The sequence below is a fragment of the Arcicella rigui genome (assembly GCF_034929435.1).
GTDB classification, from domain to species: Bacteria; Bacteroidota; Bacteroidia; order Cytophagales; family Spirosomataceae; genus Arcicella; species Arcicella rigui.
Map to the genome: position 1 here is coordinate 97,728 of NZ_JAYFUM010000009.1, position 17,990 is coordinate 115,717.

Consider the following 17,990-nt stretch of genomic DNA (forward strand, 5'->3'; position numbering starts at 1 on the left):
ATCAAAATTGCATACAAAACGCTGATTTTATGATATTTACGAGATTTCCAATTTGTAAAAATCAATAGAAAATTGTAGATTCAAACATTCAATTCAACTTATCTGTTTAACTCAAATTCATTGTTTAACATGGAAATCTCGCCGAATCTCGCCAAAAGTATGATTAAAGACCTTTACAGTACTTTGAAAGAACCTGACACAAAGGTTTTGCCCCTTTTTAGAAGAAGTTTTGCTCTAAACTATGAAGATTTAAAAAAATTACTTAGCTCTGTTGAAAATCCTGACGATAAAGAAACGAAATTGCGTATCTATCCGTCACTTAGTGCAGATGAAACTGGTTCGCATATATCATTAATTTTGATGTTGGAAGACCACGGAAAAATGATTTGGAACAGCGACGAACCAGATACTGCCCAAAATGCCATTCAAGACCAAATGTTGCCATGCCCTATTCATTGCCCGGGTATTGATGATTTGTTCACTGAAAAAGAATGGAAAAGCATGACAGAGTAACAAATGAATTATTTATCATAACAAACCTTATCTATGACTTGGAGTATTTTGTATTTTACTATTCTGGCAACGAGTTCTATTCTTGGAATAGTCAATTTTAAATTTCTCAATAATAGCAACAAGGCTTTCTTGTTGCTATTATTGTGTACAATATTCGCCGAAGTCACTGCTTATATCATTGTGTATGTTACACAAAAATCAAATTTTTTGGTATATCATATTTTTTCACCTTTGCAGTGTGCTATCGTATTTTGGGCTTACTTTTTAGATACCAAAAAGCCTATTTTCATCTATGTTATTCCTGTAATGCTTGTTACGGGTCTTGTCCTAAGTTTGTTTATTCAGCCACTTCCTGCCTTTAATTCATATTTCATGGAAATAGAGCTGTTACTATTTTGTGTATTAGCTTTAAATTATTTCAGAGAACTATTAAAAATAGAGAATGAAATACAGCTGAAAGACTATCCCTTATTCTGGATTAATTCAGGTCTATTGATTTTTGCGGTTGTTAATATTTTTGTTTTAGGAGCTTATAATTTTTTTATTAAACCCGAAAACCTTAAAAACCCTCTACTCAACACAGTCTTTTTTTATTTCAGATTTATTTCAAACTGTTTGTTTTACAGCTCTTTTTCAGTGGCATTTTTAGTAAAACAAAACTCCATTTCAAAATAACATGGGAAATAATACCGAAATTCTACTCACCTTCGTAATCGGGATTGCCATTTTTATCATCATGGTAGTCTTTATCATTTCTTTTGTTCTCATTTTTCAGAAACGTCAAGAAAAACATCGTTTAGAAAAAGAAGCCTTGAAAATTGCTTATGAAAGGGAAATTCTGAAATCACAATTAGAAGTACAAAACCAAACTTTACAAGAAATTGCCCAAGAATTACACGATAACATTGGTCAATTGCTTTCGGTAGCAAAAATCTACCTAAATATGCTGGAAGACAGCGTTACTGACGAAAATGATTATATCAAACAAACAAATGAAATTATAGGTCAATCCATCAACGATTTACGTTCGCTAACAAAAAGTTTTGATGGCGATTTTGTTCAGCAATTTGGCTTAGAAGAAAGTATTTCAAACGAAATATCAAGGATTAGAAAAACCAAACGCTTTACTATCGACCTCACGATTATTGGCGAAAAACATACCATTGGTTACGAAAGAGAAATCGTACTTTTCAGAGTAATTCAAGAAATTTTAAATAATACAATTAAACATTCAAAAGCAAAAAATATCAAAATAGTGCTTAGTTATATACCAAACGCATTCACACTTTCAATTCAAGACGATGGTCAAGGTTTTGACTATGGAGCTATTCAAGAAAGAAATATTTCACAATCTGGAGCTGGACTTAGAAATATCCAAAGAAGAATAAAATTGATTGAAGGTACTTGTGACATCATATCGGAAGTAAATAAAGGAACAAAAACAGACATTCAACTAAACCTATAATCATATAAATTAATGAAATATAAAGTTGCAATCGTAGATGACCATGCTTTAATAGTTAATGCACTGGCAGAACTCATCCAAAAAATGGATAATTATGAAGTAATGTTTGAAGCCGAAAATGGCACAACGTTAATTCAGCGTATCAAGAAAAACTCCATTCCTGACATTGTACTTTTAGACATCAATATGCCTGAAATGAATGGTTATGAAACAGCTTTGTGGCTCAAGAAAAATCATCCAGAAATAAAAGTATTGGCTCTCTCTTTATACGACAAAGAGGAATCTATTATCGGAATGCTACGAAATGGAGCAAAAGGATATTTACTGAAAGGTTGTAAGCCTTCGGAACTAAAAATGGCTTTAGATAATATTATCAACAAAGGTTTTTATTATACTGAATTCGTGACGGACAAACTCATTAGTAAGTTGATTCAGACTGATAAAGTAGTAAATCCGATGAAAGATTTAGGATTAAACCCCCGTGAAGTAGAATTCGTAAAGTATGCTTGTACCGAACTCAGTTACCAGCAAATTGCTGATATGATGTCTTGTGCTTATAGAACTTTAGAGTCTTATCAAGAGCAAGTATTTAGTAAAATGAAAGTAAAAACTCGTGTTGGTATTGTGGTGGAGGCTATTCGCTTAGGAATTGTTGTTTTATAGTACTTGATTACATTTTAGTTCACTAAACTCTCCAACTGTCGGGCTTTATCCTGACAGTTTTTTTGTTTACAGCCATTTGGTATGACTATTTTGAATTTTATCAGTAGTTTAACTGTCAGTTTTACTTTAAACAAGTAAACAATCTTTATCCATTAAAAACTAAGAAAATGTCTGAAATATCTCGTCGTGATTTCCTCTATCAAGCTGGTTTATTAGCTTCTACTTCGTTTCTTTCTTTTGAAAGTTTCGCCAAAGTACCGAATTTACAGTTAGCCTACTCTGCCATTACTTGGGGAGGTAAAGACCTCGATGCGATGAAAGATATTGCGTCATTGGGCTTCAAAGGAGTACAATTACGTGCCAATGCTTATGATACTTACAAAACTAAAGTACAAGAATTAAAAGACATTATTGCCGCCAATAAGTTGGCTTTGCCAATGTTTTCGAGTGGTAATGTTGAAATAGACCCTGCAAAAGAAGCCAGTACCATCGACTATCACGTTGCTCATGCCAGTTTTGTGAAGGCTTTGGGCGGTACTTCCATTCAATTGACGAATTCGGTTCGTCCTAAAGATAGACTGCCCACTACCGAAGAGTTACAGCGTTTAGCGACTGTAATGAATGAAATTGGAAAACAAACTGCCGACTTGGGCATACAAGCGGTATATCACAATCACATGCACCAATTAGGCGAAACACCCGAAGAAGTAGATGTAATTGTACAAGCCATGAACCCTAAATATATGAAGTTACTTTTGGATGTGGCTCACTATCATCAAGGAGGTGGAAATCCAGCAAAGGCTGTTTTACAATACAAAGACCTCATTCATGCACTGCATATCAAAGATGTAAAATGTCCATTGGAAGATAAACCAAACGACCCAAAGGCTTACAAATTTGTGGAATTAGGACAAGGCAAGGTAGATTTAAAAGCCGTCTTTGATAATTTGCAAAAGATTAACTTTAAAAAATGGGCTATTGTAGAATTAGATGGCGTTCCAGAGAAAACTCGTACTCCTTTACAATCCGCAGAAATTAGTCAAGCGTTTTTAAGAGATAGTATCGGTTTCAAATTTTTATAGTCTCCCATTTTGCCCTTTTATAGCAAATCTTTCAAAACCAATATAATGTTAGCCTGCTGTTCTTGATAATTATCTTGAGCAGCAGGTTTTGTTTTGTTATAGCCGAATGTTCCAAGCCTTAATATTTATAAAAAATGACTAACTTGCTAAAGAATCACTGTCTCTGAAATCACTTCATTACTCATGTCAGAAAAACGCAACCCAGCTATTGTATTTATCTTTATTACAATTTTAATTGATGTTTTAGGAATTGGAATTATAATCCCAGTACTGCCTAAATTACTTCAAGAACTTACAGGAAAAGGACTCAGCGAAGCCTCTCAATATTCGGGAATTATGATGTCTGCTTATGCAGTTATGCAATTCATTTTCTCGCCAATTTTAGGAGGACTAAGTGATAAGTACGGTCGTCGTCCGATTATTTTAGCTTCTCTTTTTGGTTTTGGATTAGACTATATTTTATTAGGATTTGCCCCAACAATTGCTTGGCTATTTGCAGGGAGAATCATCGCAGGTATTACAGGTGCAAGTTTCACCACAGCTTCTGCTTATATTGCGGACATTTCTACGGACGAAAATCGTTCTAAAAACTTTGGTATGATTGGGGCAGCTTTTGGAGTTGGCTTTGTTATCGGGCCAGTAATAGGTGGTGAACTTGGAGATTTTGGTGCAAGAGTTCCATTTTTTGTAGCAGCAGGTTTAACGTTGTTAAATTGGCTGTATGGCTATTTTGTTTTACCTGAATCTTTAACAATTGCCAATAGAAGGTCTTTTGATTGGAAAAGAGCAAACCCAGTTGGTTCATTAAAAAATTTGAAACGTTATCCAGTAATATTAGGTTTAATTGGAGCTTTTTTCTGCTTACAATTGGCAGGACAAACGCATCCAAGTACTTGGTCTTATTTCACCATGAAAGAATTTAACTGGACTGCCGCTGAAGTTGGTCATTCACTCTCATTTGTAGGTTTAATTGTAGCCATTGTACAAGGAGGTTTAAATAGAATTATAAATCCTAAATTAGGGAATCGAAATTCAGTCATTGTAGGCTTACTATTTTATGGAGCAGGCTTTTTTCTATTTGCAATCGCTACCAAAGGTTGGATGATGTACGCTTTTATGATTCCGTTTGGCTTAGGAGGTATTGCAGGACCAGCTTTACAAAGTATGATTTCAAAGCAAATTCCTGCTAATGAACAAGGTGAACTCCAAGGAGGCTTAACCAGTTTACAAAGTGTTACAACGATTATCGGCCCGCTGTTAGCTTCAAATTTATTTGCTTATTTTTCAGCAGATGATGCTCCTGTTTTCTTCCCAGGAGCTGCTTTTCTGATGGCAGCAACCCTTACTTTTATCGCTTTATTTTTTGCATTAAAATCTTTTCCTAAAAATTCAGTTATTACAGAGACAGCATAACTACTCATTTCCATTTATCCTTTGTTTTCACTGATTATCCCGAATATATTTTGTGTTCAACATTTTTAGTAGTAATTTCCTCAATTAACAAATTTATTTACCACAACTAAAGCTGAAAAACTCACATAACAACAAATAACAATGAAAATTTCAAAAATTATCGGCTCGGCACTACTTATTGTTGCAACATCTACTTTTACTTTCGCCCAAACTGTTGATGAAATTGTGGCAAAACACGTTACCGCTATGGGAGGTGCTGAAAAATGGAAAGCCCTGAAAGGCTTGGAAATGAAAAGTAAATTTTCAGTTCAAGGAATGGAAATTGAAAGCAAAACGGTGATTCTTGCAGGAAAATCGCTTAGAACGGATGTTTCTGTAATGGGACAAGAAATTATTAATGCTATTGACGGAGAAACGGGTTGGTCTGTTAGACCTGCAATGATGGGCGGAACTGGCGAGCCAGAGGATATGCCAATTGCCATGGTGAAAGAATCTCGTAAACAAGTAGATTTGGGTGGTTCATTGCTCAACTACAAAGAAAAAGGTGCAACACTTGAGCTAATCGGTAAAGAAGTATTAGACGGTGCGGATGCTTATAATTTGAAATTGACAGAAAAAAATGGTGATGTTACAAACATTTATCTTTCTGCTATTACTTATTATACATTAAAAACTACTGGAAAACGTAAAATCCAAGGTCAAGAAATTGATGCAGAAGTAACCTATTCAAACTTCAAGCAAGTAGAAGGACTTACTTTCCCATTCACGATGGAAACGCCAAGCCCAATGGGTGGAACAATGACCATTGAAACAGAATCGGTAAAATTAAACCCAACTATCGACGAATCAATTTTCAAAAAACCTGCTAAAAAATAGGTTATTAATTATGAGTTATTAATTATGAGATATGAAATCAAATGAGATATTTCATAATTAGTAACTCATAACCATACTTTACACCCGATACTTGACACATCATTGCACCTTACTTCACAATTCATAACTCATAATTCATATCTCATAATTCGTATTTCATCCCCTCTTTTTGTAATTTTGCCTTTATTTATTCATGTAAAGCAAAATCCATGTACAAACTTTTCCTCCAGCCTCTCTTGTTTCAATTTGATGCTGAAAAAGCCCACCACATTACTTTCAGTTTAGTAAAATTCTTATTCAAAATTCCTTTTGTTTCAACAATTTTCAAAGCTATCTATCATTACGAAAATCCTGTTTTAGAAAAAGAAGTATTTGGATTGAAATTTAAAAATCCAGTTGGACTTGCCGCAGGTTTTGATAAAAATGCTGTTTTGGTAGATGAACTTTCCACAATGGGCTTTGGCTTTATCGAAATTGGTACTTTGACACCCAAAGGACAACCCGGCAATGACAAACCTCGCCTTTTTCGTTTGAAAGAAGACCAAGCCTTAATTAATCGCATGGGTTTCAATAACGAAGGTGTGAAAGAAGCTGTAAAAAAACTAAAGCAAAGAAAATCGGATATTTTGATTGGTGGAAACATCGGAAAAAATAAAGTAACGCCCAACGAAAATGCCGTCGATGATTATTTAATTTGTTTCAATGAATTATTTGAAGTGGTGGATTACTTTGTTGTAAATGTTAGTTCGCCTAATACGCCTAATTTGAGAGCTTTACAAGAGAAAGAGCCTTTGAAAAATCTCTTACAGACTTTACAAATAGAAAACGAAAAGCGTCCGAAAACAAAGCCAATTTTACTAAAAATTGCTCCAGATTTAACCGATTCTCAATTGGATGACATAATTGAAATTGTTCAGGATACACATATTGCAGGCGTAATTGCAACCAACACAACTATTTCGAGAGAAGGTTTGCAATCTGCCCAAACGCTTACTTCTGAAATGGGTGGTTTGAGTGGTAAACCCGTTGAAAAACGCTCAACAGAAGTTATCAGATACTTGTCTCAAAAATCTAATAACTCCTTTCCAATTATTGGCGTTGGGGGTATTCATTCAGCAGAAGATGCTCTTGAGAAACTTAATGCAGGGGCAAGTTTAGTACAAATTTATACAGGCTTCATTTACGAAGGGCCAGCACTTGCCAGTACAATCAACAAAGCAATTGCTCGTCAATTCTAATAATTTTCAATAAAATTAATGGCTTTCCAAGCAGCTTTATCGATAAGTTGAGTGAGAAAGCCTTTTTCTTTTTTAGGGGGAGTGTATTTTCCATAAGCTGGAATAATATTACTAAAAAAAGAAAAATGGTTTTTCAACAACAGGGTATTATAATCAGTAAAAAGTTGCTTTAACACTGTGTTTTTTAGTGGATTAGGGAAGTGTTTAGAAATCAACTTAGGCTTATTGGGATGATAGCCACTAAAATGATAAAAAGTAAGAGGCTTATTTTTGTCATCATTAATAAAATATTGCCCATTTTCATATTGAATACTTCTTTCCAAAAAATTCCAGTAAGCTACATTATGAGCTGGGTTTAAATCAACTAATACTTTTTTGAAAAATACTGGAACAAAGTTAAAGCACAATTGATCTGCACCCATTCCTTGACAATAATCATGGTAGCCATACTTGAATAAATGCGTTTTCCACCAATTCAAAAACTCAAAAGTATTCTCCGAACGCCTCATCCCTACAAAGCCCGTATTATACAATCCAGCATTCAAAACATTTTTTTCATTCCAAGTTTCATTCAAAGAAATTGCTTTCGTAATGTGCGGATTGAACATTATATCGTACTCATCCAAGCTTTTTTCAATCACTTCAATAGAATTGAGCATCAAAATATCTGTATCAAAGTAGATGAGCTTTTCTAAAGTCGGATAAGTATTGAAAAAATACAGAGCAAATAAAGGTTTACAAGCCATTGTCAGTTCTGTAACTGAGTACTTGCTTTCCATCGCTGAAAAGTTTTCTGGCTGTATCTGTTCAACTTCAACAATTTGAAAAGGTATTTCAAAATCGGTATTTGGCTTTTTATCAACCAATCCAATCACTAATTCATAATCTGGATTTGTTTGTTTCAGCGAATCGCCAAGACTCAATGCTTGGTATAAATGATTAGTGGTACAAACTGTATATACTAATTTCATCAGGCTTCAAGGTTTAAAATGATGTTACTATTCTAAAATATCGCCAATAGCGGCTAAGTAAGGTGCTTTTAAATCAGCTTCTTGGTCTTTGTAAGTATGATACATTCCTTTAAAAAGCATAACTAAAACAGGAAAAATTCTGGCTAAACGAAAAGCTGGTAAGCTGGCTCTGGTCTCATAAAATTTGATAATTTTTGAGATTTTAGCAAAATTTTGCTTTACGGCTTCGTCATTTACATTTTTTAAATGTTCTGAAATAGCTTCTTTCAAAGTACAAAAATAATCTCTTTTCACTACAAAGGGAGCTATTTTTTCAGCTCTTGATCGAGAAAAACGCTCTTTTAAACTCAATACTTTCCCTCCTTCTTTGGGTCTTGTTCCGATTTGTTGAAACTGATGTTGTCGATAAGAAATGAGTGTTTCTTCAATCATTCCCAAACGATTAAACATGGCTGACATTATCGTTAGCCAACCATCGTGTATCATTTCTGGAATATGCGTAGGGAAAGGCAAAGTATATTCAAGTAATTCTTTTCTGAAAGCCATCATACAACCCGCTGTTCGGTTACCATGAAGTAGTAAATCAAAAGCATAACCATTTTTCCATTGCTGAATTTGTAAAGCATGAAATCGTACTACACTCCAAAATGTTTTTCCAAGCGAATTTCCCGACTCATCTATTAAAATTGCATCTGAAAATACAGTCAACTGTGTAGGATTATTCTTAAAGTACCGACAAATAGTAGAAAGTTTCTCTGGATGCCAAATATCGTCTTGGTCACAAGGTACGATAATATCACCTTTACAAAGCGAAATTGCCTTCTCAAAATTTTTATTGACCCTCAGTGGACTCGGATTTTTGTAGAATCTAATTCTTAAAACATCCTTAAATTCTTCCACAATTTGTTCTGTATTGTCCGTAGAACAATCATCCGTTATTACAATTTCAAAAGGAAGCAGTGTTTGATTAGCTAAACTCTGGAGTTGTTCTCGCAGAAATTTACCTCCGTTATATGTACAGAGGGCAATTGATAGAGTTTTCAAGAGAAATTAGGTTTGTGAGTAGTCAATTGACACTCGTTTGCTCTGAATACTTAGGCTTGTGGCTCCAGCGGGAATCGAACCCACATCAAACGTTTAGGAAACGTCTATTCTATCCGTTGAACTATGGTGCCATTGATACAGATTCAATAAAATTTACTGAATCTGTATTTTTACAAATTTCTCTAAAAAGTATTTAATAATCAAGGCAAGTAATGAATATCTAATGCTTTACTCTTCTTCGACTTCCTCTACTGAATAATGTGTTTCATTCAGCCAGTTCGGGAAAATCTGAATATGTTTTTCTTTTACAGCCGTCAAAATTGTACTTCTTAGTTCTTCAATATTTTCTTTTTGTTCTGCCGAAATAAATACTGTTTGAGGCTGAGGATGATTCATATAAGAGTTTTTCAAAAATTCTGTTACTCTTTGAATTCTCATTTGTTGGTTGACAGGCTCATCGCCAGAACCAATTTCCCAATCATTTATTACGATTTCTTCTGTCGAAAATAAATCAATTTTATTGAAAACCAGAATTGTTGGTTTATCGGCAGCACCAATTTCCGCCAAAGTAGAGTTTACAACTTCAATATGCTCTTCGTAATTGGGATGCGAAATATCAACAACATGCAATAAAATATCAGCTTCACGTACTTCATCTAATGTTGATTTAAAAGATTCAATCAACATTGTTGGTAGTTTTCTGATAAATCCTACCGTGTCAGAAAGTAAAAATGGAATCGTTTCAAAAGTAACTTTACGAACTGTGGCATCTACCGTAGCAAATAATTTATTTTCAGCAAATACTTCGGCTTTTGCTAATCTTCGCATCAAGGTTGATTTTCCTACGTTTGTATAACCTACCAAAGAAACTCGAACCATTCTATCTCTATTTTTTCGCTGAGTAAAAGCTTGCTTGTCGATTTGCTTGAGTTTTTCTTTCAAAAACACAATTCTATCATTAGCAATACGACGGTCAGTTTCCAATTCTTTTTCACCCGGCCCACGCATACCTACACCACCTCTTTGTTTTGAAAGGTGAGTCCACATACGGGTTAATCTTGGTAAAATATATTGTTGTTGTGCCAATTCCACTTGTGTTTTTGCTTGAACGGTTTTAGCTCGCATCGCAAAAATGTTCAAAATCAATAAACTTCGGTCAAGTATTTTTACTTCATGCTGAAATTTCGCAAATTCTGTTTCAATATTTCTAATTTGAACAGGCGAAAGGTCATCATCAAAAATTACCATATCTACGTCATTATCCACTACAAAGGCGATAATATCTTGCATTTTGCCTTTGCCTACATAAGTACGAGTATCTGGTTTTTCTAATTTTTGGGTAAAAGTATAAAGTGTATTGATTTGCGAAGTATCAGCAAGAAATGCCAACTCATCCAAATACTCTTTGGTTTGTTCGGCAGTTTGTTTTTGTGTCTGAACAGCCACCAACACGGCTGTTTCTTTAACTTCTTCTGTATTGTGCATATATTTTTTATTACTTGGACTTCACATTTTTAGCTTGAAACCCGAAGTATCAATTTTAAATTAAAAATAGAATTTTGAAAGATCTATTGAAAAACATTAGAAATTTATCTTCATCGGTAAGATAAATTTATTTTTTGGTTTGAATTGACATTTTCTTATTGAAATAAAATTCATCCTTGTCTATTCATTGAATGCTTGAAATTTCCTCAGTATGAAGGATACTCAAAAATTACTATTGAATAAAAAAGGGTTTGAATATAAAAGTGAAATGATGGTGATTTAACTGCCCTTTCGGAGGGCAATATCCATGAAGACAGGATTTTGCAGAGCCGAGAGAGGAATTTAGCAGAAAATTTGTCTTAGCTTCATGTCAGTAATGATTCTGAGAGAATCGTTTTAAAATTTTGTGGTGCAAAGGTATAAATATATTTCTAATATTTAACAAAAATTTATCATAAAAAAGCCTGTAAACGTCGAGGACATTTACAGGCTTTAGAAAATTTAGCGTAAAGACTATTTCAATGAAGCAATTAATTTTTCATTCAAAGCTACATAATCCATATTATTAGCTTCTTTGGCTAATTCGATTGATTTTTTTGCAGTTTCAATGGCTGCAACTTTATTCCCAGATTTTGCTTGAATTTTAGCCTTTAAATGTACAACCCAATAAGCTTTTGGCGACTGTTCGATAGCTTTATCAGCCCAAAGTAAAGCTTTGTTCAAATCTTTTCCTGTTTCAAAATAATAACTTGCTGCTTGGAAGTACGGACGATTATCAATACTCATCGCTACTTCAATCGACTTTGTAATTTTGCTATCAATTTCAGCTACAACTGGAATCGACACCATTGTTTTTTCCCAGGAAATCTGAATATCAGCACTTGAAGGCATAACATTCGCAATCTGAATCGTAAAAGTTTCCACTGGCGATGCCAAGCTAAAAGATTTTACTTTAAATCGGGCAACATCTTCCTCCGCTTTATAGCCATCTATTCCCCAGTTATTTAAACCTTTGTTCAAAATAATTTCCCATTCGTCTTTGTTGGGAATAGAATACAAAACATAAGTACCAGCTTTTACGGCTACACCGCCTACTTGTACGTCTTCGCCAAAACTAACACGAGTAGCAGCGTTTGCACCTGTTCTCCAGAGTTTACCATAAGGAGCTAAATCACCAAAAACTACACGACCTTTCATATTCGGGCGAGAATAAGTAAGTTCGATAGCAGACAAAGCAAAATCTTGCTTGATTGTTTGTGTAGGACTTGGAGCGGGCGTTTTTACTGATTGTGAAAATGCGTTGGCATTGATGAAGCAAGTAGCTACAATAGCATACAATATTTTTTTCATGAGAAGTTGTGGAATTATTGAAAATTAAACTCAGTAAAGATACAAAATCTTTGTCCAAAGCTTTTTCTACAAAATTATTGAGTTGTGGAATTTTAGATAAACGGTAATTTTAAAATGATTAACGTTCAGAACTAAAAGGACATAAAAAAACTCATTCCTTTCGAGAATGAGTTTTCTTTTATGCTGAATATGATTACGCCGCAGCCAAAGCTTCTGCACCACCAACGATTTCGAGGATTTCGTTTGTAATAGCAGCCTGACGAGAACGGTTGTATTGTAATTTCAATTCTTTCAATAATTCACCAGCGTTATCAGTTGCTTTATCCATCGCTGTCATTCTTGCTCCGTGTTCTGAAGCATTAGATTCTAACACTGCTTTGAAGATTTGCAATTTCAATGCTTTAGGAATTAATTCGTTGATAATTTCTTCTTCCGAAGGTTCAAAAATATAATCAACTGAAGAAGCCTTCTTCACTTGCTCATCTTTTTTCTCAACGATTGGTAATACTTGCTCAGTTCTCAAGATTTGAGTAGCAACGTTTTTAAATTCGTTGTACACCAATTCAACTACATCGTATTTTCCTTCTTCAAAACCTTTCATTGCAGCTTCAGCAGCTACACGAACGTTTGCGAAGTTCAATTTTGTAAATAAATCAACGTAATCAGTGTTAACTTTATAACCACGGCGAGCAAGGTATTCACCCCCTTTTTTACCGATAGCCATAACTTCAACATTACCAGCCGCTTGTTGAGCCGCATATTTTTCGCTGATTAAACTTACAGCAGCTTTACCGATGTTAGTATTGAAAGCACCACAAAGTCCACGGTCAGACGTAACAACAATTACTAATACCTTATTGATGTCACGAACAGTAGTGTATGGATTTTCTTTAGCACCTTCAGAATTGGCTGAAACAGTAGCAATCATTTCAGTCAATTTCTTTGAGTAAGGACGCATCTGAGTGATAGCGTCTGTCGCACGACGAAGTTTCGCTGCCGACACCATTTTCATGGCTTTTGTAATCTGCTGAGTGGAGTTTACCGATACTATTCGGTTTCTTACTTCTTTTAATGAAGCCATTCTCTTTTCTAATAAATGAATGATAGAATGAATGAATGATAGCGTATCAAAACCAACATTTTAAAACACTATCATTCTATCATTCAAAATTGAAAATTATAATTACGCATATTTCGGCGCTATTTCTTTTGATACTTTAGTTAACACGCTTGTTAAAGAATCATCGAATTTGCCAGCTTTCAAAGCATCCATTGTAGATTTCTGCGTAGCGTTCATAACGTTGATGAAGTCTTTTTCAAACTCACGAACTTTATTTACAGCAACAGTATCTAAAAGACCTTTAGTTGAAAGGAAAATCATTGCGATTTGTTCTTCAACACGTTGTGGAGCACCGTTAGCTTGTTTTAACATTTCAAGGTTACGACGACCACGTTCGATAGTCAATTTAGTAGCAGCATCTAAGTCAGAACCGAATTTAGCAAAAGCCTCTAATTCACGGAACTGAGCTTGGTCTAATTTCAAAGTACCAGCTACTTTTTTCATCGACTTGATTTGAGCGTTACCACCTACACGAGATACAGAAATACCTACGTTGATAGCTGGACGAATACCTGCGTTGAAAAGGTTTGATTCCAAGAAAATCTGACCATCGGTAATTGAAATCACGTTTGTAGGGATATAAGCCGAAACGTCACCCGCTTGTGTTTCGATGATTGGAAGAGCCGTTAATGAACCACCACCTTTTACCAAATGCTTGATAGATTCTGGTAAGTCGTTCATGCTACGAGCGATTTCGTCAGATGAGTTGATTTTAGCCGCACGCTCCAATAAACGAGAGTGAAGATAGAATACGTCACCTGGATATGCTTCACGTCCTGGAGGACGACGAAGTAAAAGAGAAACTTCACGATAAGAAACCGCTTGTTTCGATAAGTCATCATAAATTACTAAAGCAGCACGACCTGTATCACGGAAGAATTCGCCGATAGCCGCACCAGTAAATGGAGCAAAGAATTGCATTGGAGCAGGGTCAGAAGAACCAGCCGCAACAATTACAGTGTAATCCATAGCACCTGCTTTGCGAAGAGTTTGCTCGATTTGTTTGATAGTCGAAGCTTTCTGTCCACAAGCTACATAAATACAGTAAACTGGGGTTCCTGCATCGTAGTACTCTTTTTGGTTAATAATCGTGTCAATACAAACCGTTGTTTTACCTGTCTGACGGTCACCAATTACCAACTCACGTTGTCCACGACCTACTGGAATCATCGCATCAATCGCTTTGATACCTGTTTGAAGTGGTTCAGTTACTGGCTGACGGAAGATTACCCCCGGAGCTTTACGCTCTAAAGGCATATCGTACAATTCGCCAGTGATTGGGCCATTACCATCAATTGGTTCACCAAGCGTGTTTACAACACGACCGCAGATACCGTCACCAACTTTCACAGATGCGATTTCGTCAGTACGTTTAACAGTATCTCCTTCTTTGATTTCTGATGAATCCCCTAACAATACCGCACCTACATTGTCTTCTTCGAGGTTAAGAGCAAGGGCTTTTAAGCCATTATCAAAGACGAGCAATTCACCCGCCTGTACTTTCGTTAGTCCGTAAATACGGGCTACACCATCACCGATTTGTAATACGGTACCTACTTCTTGAAGTTCAGCCTCTGTCTTTGCTCCTGAGAGTTGTTCTCTCAAAATTGCTGAAACTTCATCTGGTCTGACTGATGCCATTATAATAAGTTTGTTTTGTGATTTTGAACTTAGAAAAGCAATATAAATTAAGTAGAAATGATTAGGAACATTTTATAATTAATATTATTGAATGTCACAATATCTTAAAAGGCAAAACGTTCTCCCTTAAATCTCTTAATTCTTAAATTACTCATTTTTTCAAATGCAAAATTAGGGAACTAATTTCACAATTCCATGAAATGACTAACTTTTAGTGCTTAAATGTTATACTTTTTGGGGATTTTAATTTTACTGATTCGTTCAATACTTCTTTAGTTTCCCAAAGATTACGCATTTATACCTCCACAAGGCTTATTTTCCACATCAATATCATATTTTTCTATTTTATTATAAGAAATATCAATTTGAATTATATTTCATTTTATCGTAGTTTTGTTTAGTAAATTTTGTTGGCTTGTGGCTGTACTCCTAATTGTGTAGAAACAAGTTTTTTAAATTAAATTTTCTGAAAAAGCGTTGAAATAAATCGGGCAGGATTTTATTTCAACGCTTTTTTTGGGTCAATACATCAACACTTTTGTAGGATTCGTCTTTTTTATTTCACTTATTGTATCTCTGAATGACAAGTCATGTTAGTCCTTTTTCATAAAATGTCGTTCTTTGTAAAAAACAAATAAGCTAAATAATCGATAAACTTATTTTTCATTTCAAACTATGAAACAAAAAATACCTTTCTTACTTTTCAAGTACTCCATTTTATGCTCCTTTTTAATCATTTTTTCGAACCAACTTCTCGCTCAAAATACAGAGTTTAAATTACCTCAGCTTTCTGGTAGAGTAACGGACTCCAAGACTGGTGAACCCGTGGTTGGTGCAACAATTTTTATTGATTATAAAAAATCTGGCTTTATTACCGATACTTCTGGACGTTTTAGTATTTACCTCCCCAAAGGCGAGTATGTCATTAAAATTACTAATGTTGGCTACAACCCTTTTCGTTCAAAAGTACTTTTGAAAGATGATACCAAGTTTGATGTTTCTTTGCAAGACGTGTCTAAAACTTTAGAAGAAGTAATTGTTTCGAGCCAAGCTACGAGAAGAAGTATTCAAACGCCTTCGTTGGGTGTAACCTTACTAAGTATAAAAGGTATCAAAAAACTCCCTGCCATGATGGGGGAAGTAGATATTATTCGTTCACTTCAAACGTTACCGGGTGTATCGTCGGTTGGTGAGGGTTCAAATGGTATCAATGTTAGAGGTGGTAATACAGACCAAAACTTAATTTATATCGACGACGCTCCTATCTTCAACCCTACTCACCTTTTTGGACTTTTCTCAGTTTTTGCTTCTGATGCTATTCGAGAATTAGAACTTTACAAAGGAAGCGTTCCTTCACGTTTTGGCGGTAGAACGGCATCTGTACTCGATATAAAAATGACCGACCCCAGTTTAGAAAAATTTAAACTTTCGGGAGGTGTTGGTTTTGTTTCTAACCGTGTGATGGCCGAAATTCCTATTATTAAAGATAAACTTTCGATTGTAGCGGCGGGTAGAGTTTCGTTTAATGACTTTTGGTTTAAACTCATCGGACCAGATAATATGAAAAATACTCGTGCTAACTTTTACGACGTAGCCACAAAAGTATTTTACAGACCAAATAAAAATAATACTTTCTCGCTCTCGACTTATATCAGTAGAGACTTTTATCAAGTAGATTCTTTGTTTAGTTTGGAAAACGTTGTAGCCAAACAAACACAATTTACCTACGGACACGTGAATATTTCAGGACGTTGGAGTCATTACTTCAATCCTAAAATGAGTTTGGAAGTTGTAGGCGTTTTGAGTAATTACAAAACAAAAACCTTTGCTCCTGATAGCGTAAACCGAATTGAACTTTACAACCATATTAATTACAAAAACGTAAAAGCTAATTTTGATTATAACCCCAACGACAGACATAAACTTAACTTTGGTGTCAGTGGTATCAATTATCAGATTTCTCCCGGACGCCTTAATGAAGATGTACAATCAAGAATTGCTACGGTTTTACTACCCAATGAGCAGTCTTTAGAACTGGGCGTATATGTAGATGACGAGTACAAAGCCAGTGATAAATTAACAATTCAAGCGGGCTTGCGATATGCTCAGTTTTTAAATCTTGGTCCTACCACGGCACGCAAGTATTTAGAAGGCGTACCAAGAAGTACTTCATCACAAATTAGCGAAGAGACGATTTCGAGCGGTTCAATCGAAAAAGCTTATGGTGGTTTTGAACCAAGAATCGCTGTCAAGTATTCGCTTGGTGAAAATAGTACGATGAAATTGGGCTACAACCGTATGCAACAATTTATACAGATTCTTTCAAATAATACTACTCCGCTCCCAACGGCACGTTGGAAAACTGCTGACGAGTACATCAAACCACAAGTCAGTGATTTTGTTTCATTGGGAATCTTTAAAAATTACAAAGACAATATTTGGGAAGTATCGGCTGAAGGCTATTATAGAAAAACACAAAATGTGTTGGATTATATTTCTGGAGCAAATTTACAGTTGAATAAAACCATTGAAACGCAAGTAATTGCTGGACAAGGAAAAGCTTACGGGCTGGAATTGATGCTTACGAAGAAAAAAGGAGAAGTAAGTGGCTGGTTGAGCTATACTTATGCTCGTTCATTACAACAAGTAAGAGGTGATTTTCCTGAACTTCAACAAATTTCGGATGGTAATTGGTATGCTTCAAACTATGATAAACCGCATAGTTTAAACCTAATGCTGAATATTCAACCAACTATTCACCACAGTTTTTCTTTTACTTTTGCTTATAATACTGGTCGCCCGTTTTCTTCTCCATCAGGTTTTTTCCAGTTGAACAATCAGAAATATCCTGTGTATGAAACACGAAATAACGACAGAGTTCCTGACTATCACCGTTTAGATTTTTCTTGGACAATCACCAATCCAAGCCTAAAAGAAAAACGCTGGGAAGGCAGTTGGACTTTCACCGTTTATAATCTATATGGAAGAGCCAATGCTTACTCGGTATTTTTCAAACCTTACAGAGGTGGCTTGCGTCCGTATCAGCTAAGTGTATTTGCCAATCCTTTGGTTTCATTAACATACAATTTTAAATTTTTATAAAAATCTCCAATCCTATTTTATTCAAGA

General features: G+C 35.1%; 14 protein-coding genes and 1 tRNA gene. 8 read left to right on the forward strand and 7 right to left on the reverse strand.

Features of this window, described 5'->3' with window-relative positions:
• The first annotated feature begins 129 nt into the window (after nt 1–129).
• The 7 genes from VB248_RS09215 to VB248_RS09245 all read left to right on the forward strand — a co-directional run bounded on the left by VB248_RS09215 (nt 130) and on the right by VB248_RS09245 (nt 7,250).
• A complete protein-coding gene (locus tag VB248_RS09215; RefSeq protein WP_323296476.1) occupies nt 130–513 on the forward strand; it encodes a hypothetical protein in 384 nt (127 codons plus the stop codon).
• A gap of 676 nt (nt 514–1,189) precedes the next feature.
• Nucleotides 1,190–1,978 carry a sensor histidine kinase gene (locus VB248_RS09220; RefSeq protein ID WP_323296477.1) on the forward strand — a complete coding sequence of 263 codons (789 nt, stop codon included), beginning with the start codon at nt 1,190–1,192 and terminating at the stop codon, nt 1,976–1,978.
• 12 nt (nt 1,979–1,990) lie between these two features.
• The gene (locus VB248_RS09225) at nt 1,991–2,641 is read left to right on the forward strand and encodes a response regulator transcription factor (RefSeq protein ID WP_323296478.1); all 651 of its coding nucleotides are present in this window, start codon (nt 1,991–1,993) and stop codon (nt 2,639–2,641) included.
• 167 nt (nt 2,642–2,808) lie between these two features.
• Nucleotides 2,809–3,723 (forward strand): sugar phosphate isomerase/epimerase family protein, encoded by a 915-nt coding sequence (locus VB248_RS09230; protein ID WP_323296479.1) that lies wholly within the window; start codon nt 2,809–2,811, stop codon nt 3,721–3,723.
• A 183-nt stretch (nt 3,724–3,906) separates the two neighbouring features.
• Nucleotides 3,907–5,136: a TCR/Tet family MFS transporter gene (locus VB248_RS09235; RefSeq protein WP_323296480.1), complete on the forward strand. Its 1,230-nt coding sequence runs from the start codon at nt 3,907–3,909 to the stop codon at nt 5,134–5,136.
• Nucleotides 5,137–5,277: 141 nt separating this feature from the next.
• Nucleotides 5,278–6,012, forward strand: a complete 735-nt coding sequence (locus VB248_RS09240) for a LolA-like protein (protein WP_323296481.1) — start codon at nt 5,278–5,280, stop codon at nt 6,010–6,012.
• Between the two features lie 209 nt (nt 6,013–6,221).
• On the forward strand, nt 6,222–7,250 hold the full coding sequence (locus tag VB248_RS09245) for a quinone-dependent dihydroorotate dehydrogenase (protein WP_323296482.1): 1,029 nt from the start codon (nt 6,222–6,224) through the stop codon (nt 7,248–7,250).
• On the opposite strand, the gene VB248_RS09250 is transcribed toward VB248_RS09245, so the two are convergent.
• The 7 genes from VB248_RS09250 to atpA form a co-directional block, all read right to left on the reverse strand.
• Entirely contained in the window at nt 7,247–8,221 is a 975-nt protein-coding gene (locus VB248_RS09250; protein ID WP_323296483.1) for a glycosyl transferase, read from the reverse strand. The genes VB248_RS09245 and VB248_RS09250 overlap by 4 nt on opposite strands.
• A 27-nt stretch (nt 8,222–8,248) precedes the next feature.
• Entirely contained in the window at nt 8,249–9,265 is a 1,017-nt protein-coding gene (locus VB248_RS09255; RefSeq protein WP_323296484.1) for a glycosyltransferase family 2 protein, read from the reverse strand.
• A gap of 59 nt (nt 9,266–9,324) precedes the next feature.
• A tRNA-Arg gene (locus tag VB248_RS09260) sits at nt 9,325–9,396 on the reverse strand.
• A gap of 97 nt (nt 9,397–9,493) precedes the next feature.
• Entirely contained in the window at nt 9,494–10,750 is a 1,257-nt protein-coding gene (gene hflX / locus VB248_RS09265) for a GTPase HflX (protein ID WP_323296485.1), read from the reverse strand.
• 513 nt (nt 10,751–11,263) lie between these two features.
• Nucleotides 11,264–12,100 carry a DUF2911 domain-containing protein gene (locus VB248_RS09270; protein ID WP_323296486.1) on the reverse strand — a complete coding sequence of 279 codons (837 nt, stop codon included), beginning with the start codon at nt 12,098–12,100 and terminating at the stop codon, nt 11,264–11,266.
• Nucleotides 12,101–12,293: 193 nt separating this feature from the next.
• A complete protein-coding gene (gene atpG, locus VB248_RS09275; protein ID WP_323296487.1) occupies nt 12,294–13,181 on the reverse strand; it encodes an ATP synthase F1 subunit gamma in 888 nt (295 codons plus the stop codon).
• Nucleotides 13,182–13,283: 102 nt separating this feature from the next.
• The gene (atpA, locus tag VB248_RS09280) at nt 13,284–14,861 is read right to left on the reverse strand and encodes a F0F1 ATP synthase subunit alpha (RefSeq protein WP_323296488.1); all 1,578 of its coding nucleotides are present in this window, start codon (nt 14,859–14,861) and stop codon (nt 13,284–13,286) included.
• Nucleotides 14,862–15,536: 675 nt separating this feature from the next.
• Between atpA and VB248_RS09285 the strand changes: the two genes are divergently transcribed.
• Nucleotides 15,537–17,963 carry a TonB-dependent receptor gene (locus VB248_RS09285; RefSeq protein ID WP_323296489.1) on the forward strand — a complete coding sequence of 809 codons (2,427 nt, stop codon included), beginning with the start codon at nt 15,537–15,539 and terminating at the stop codon, nt 17,961–17,963.
• Nucleotides 17,964–17,990: the final 27 nt, after the last annotated feature.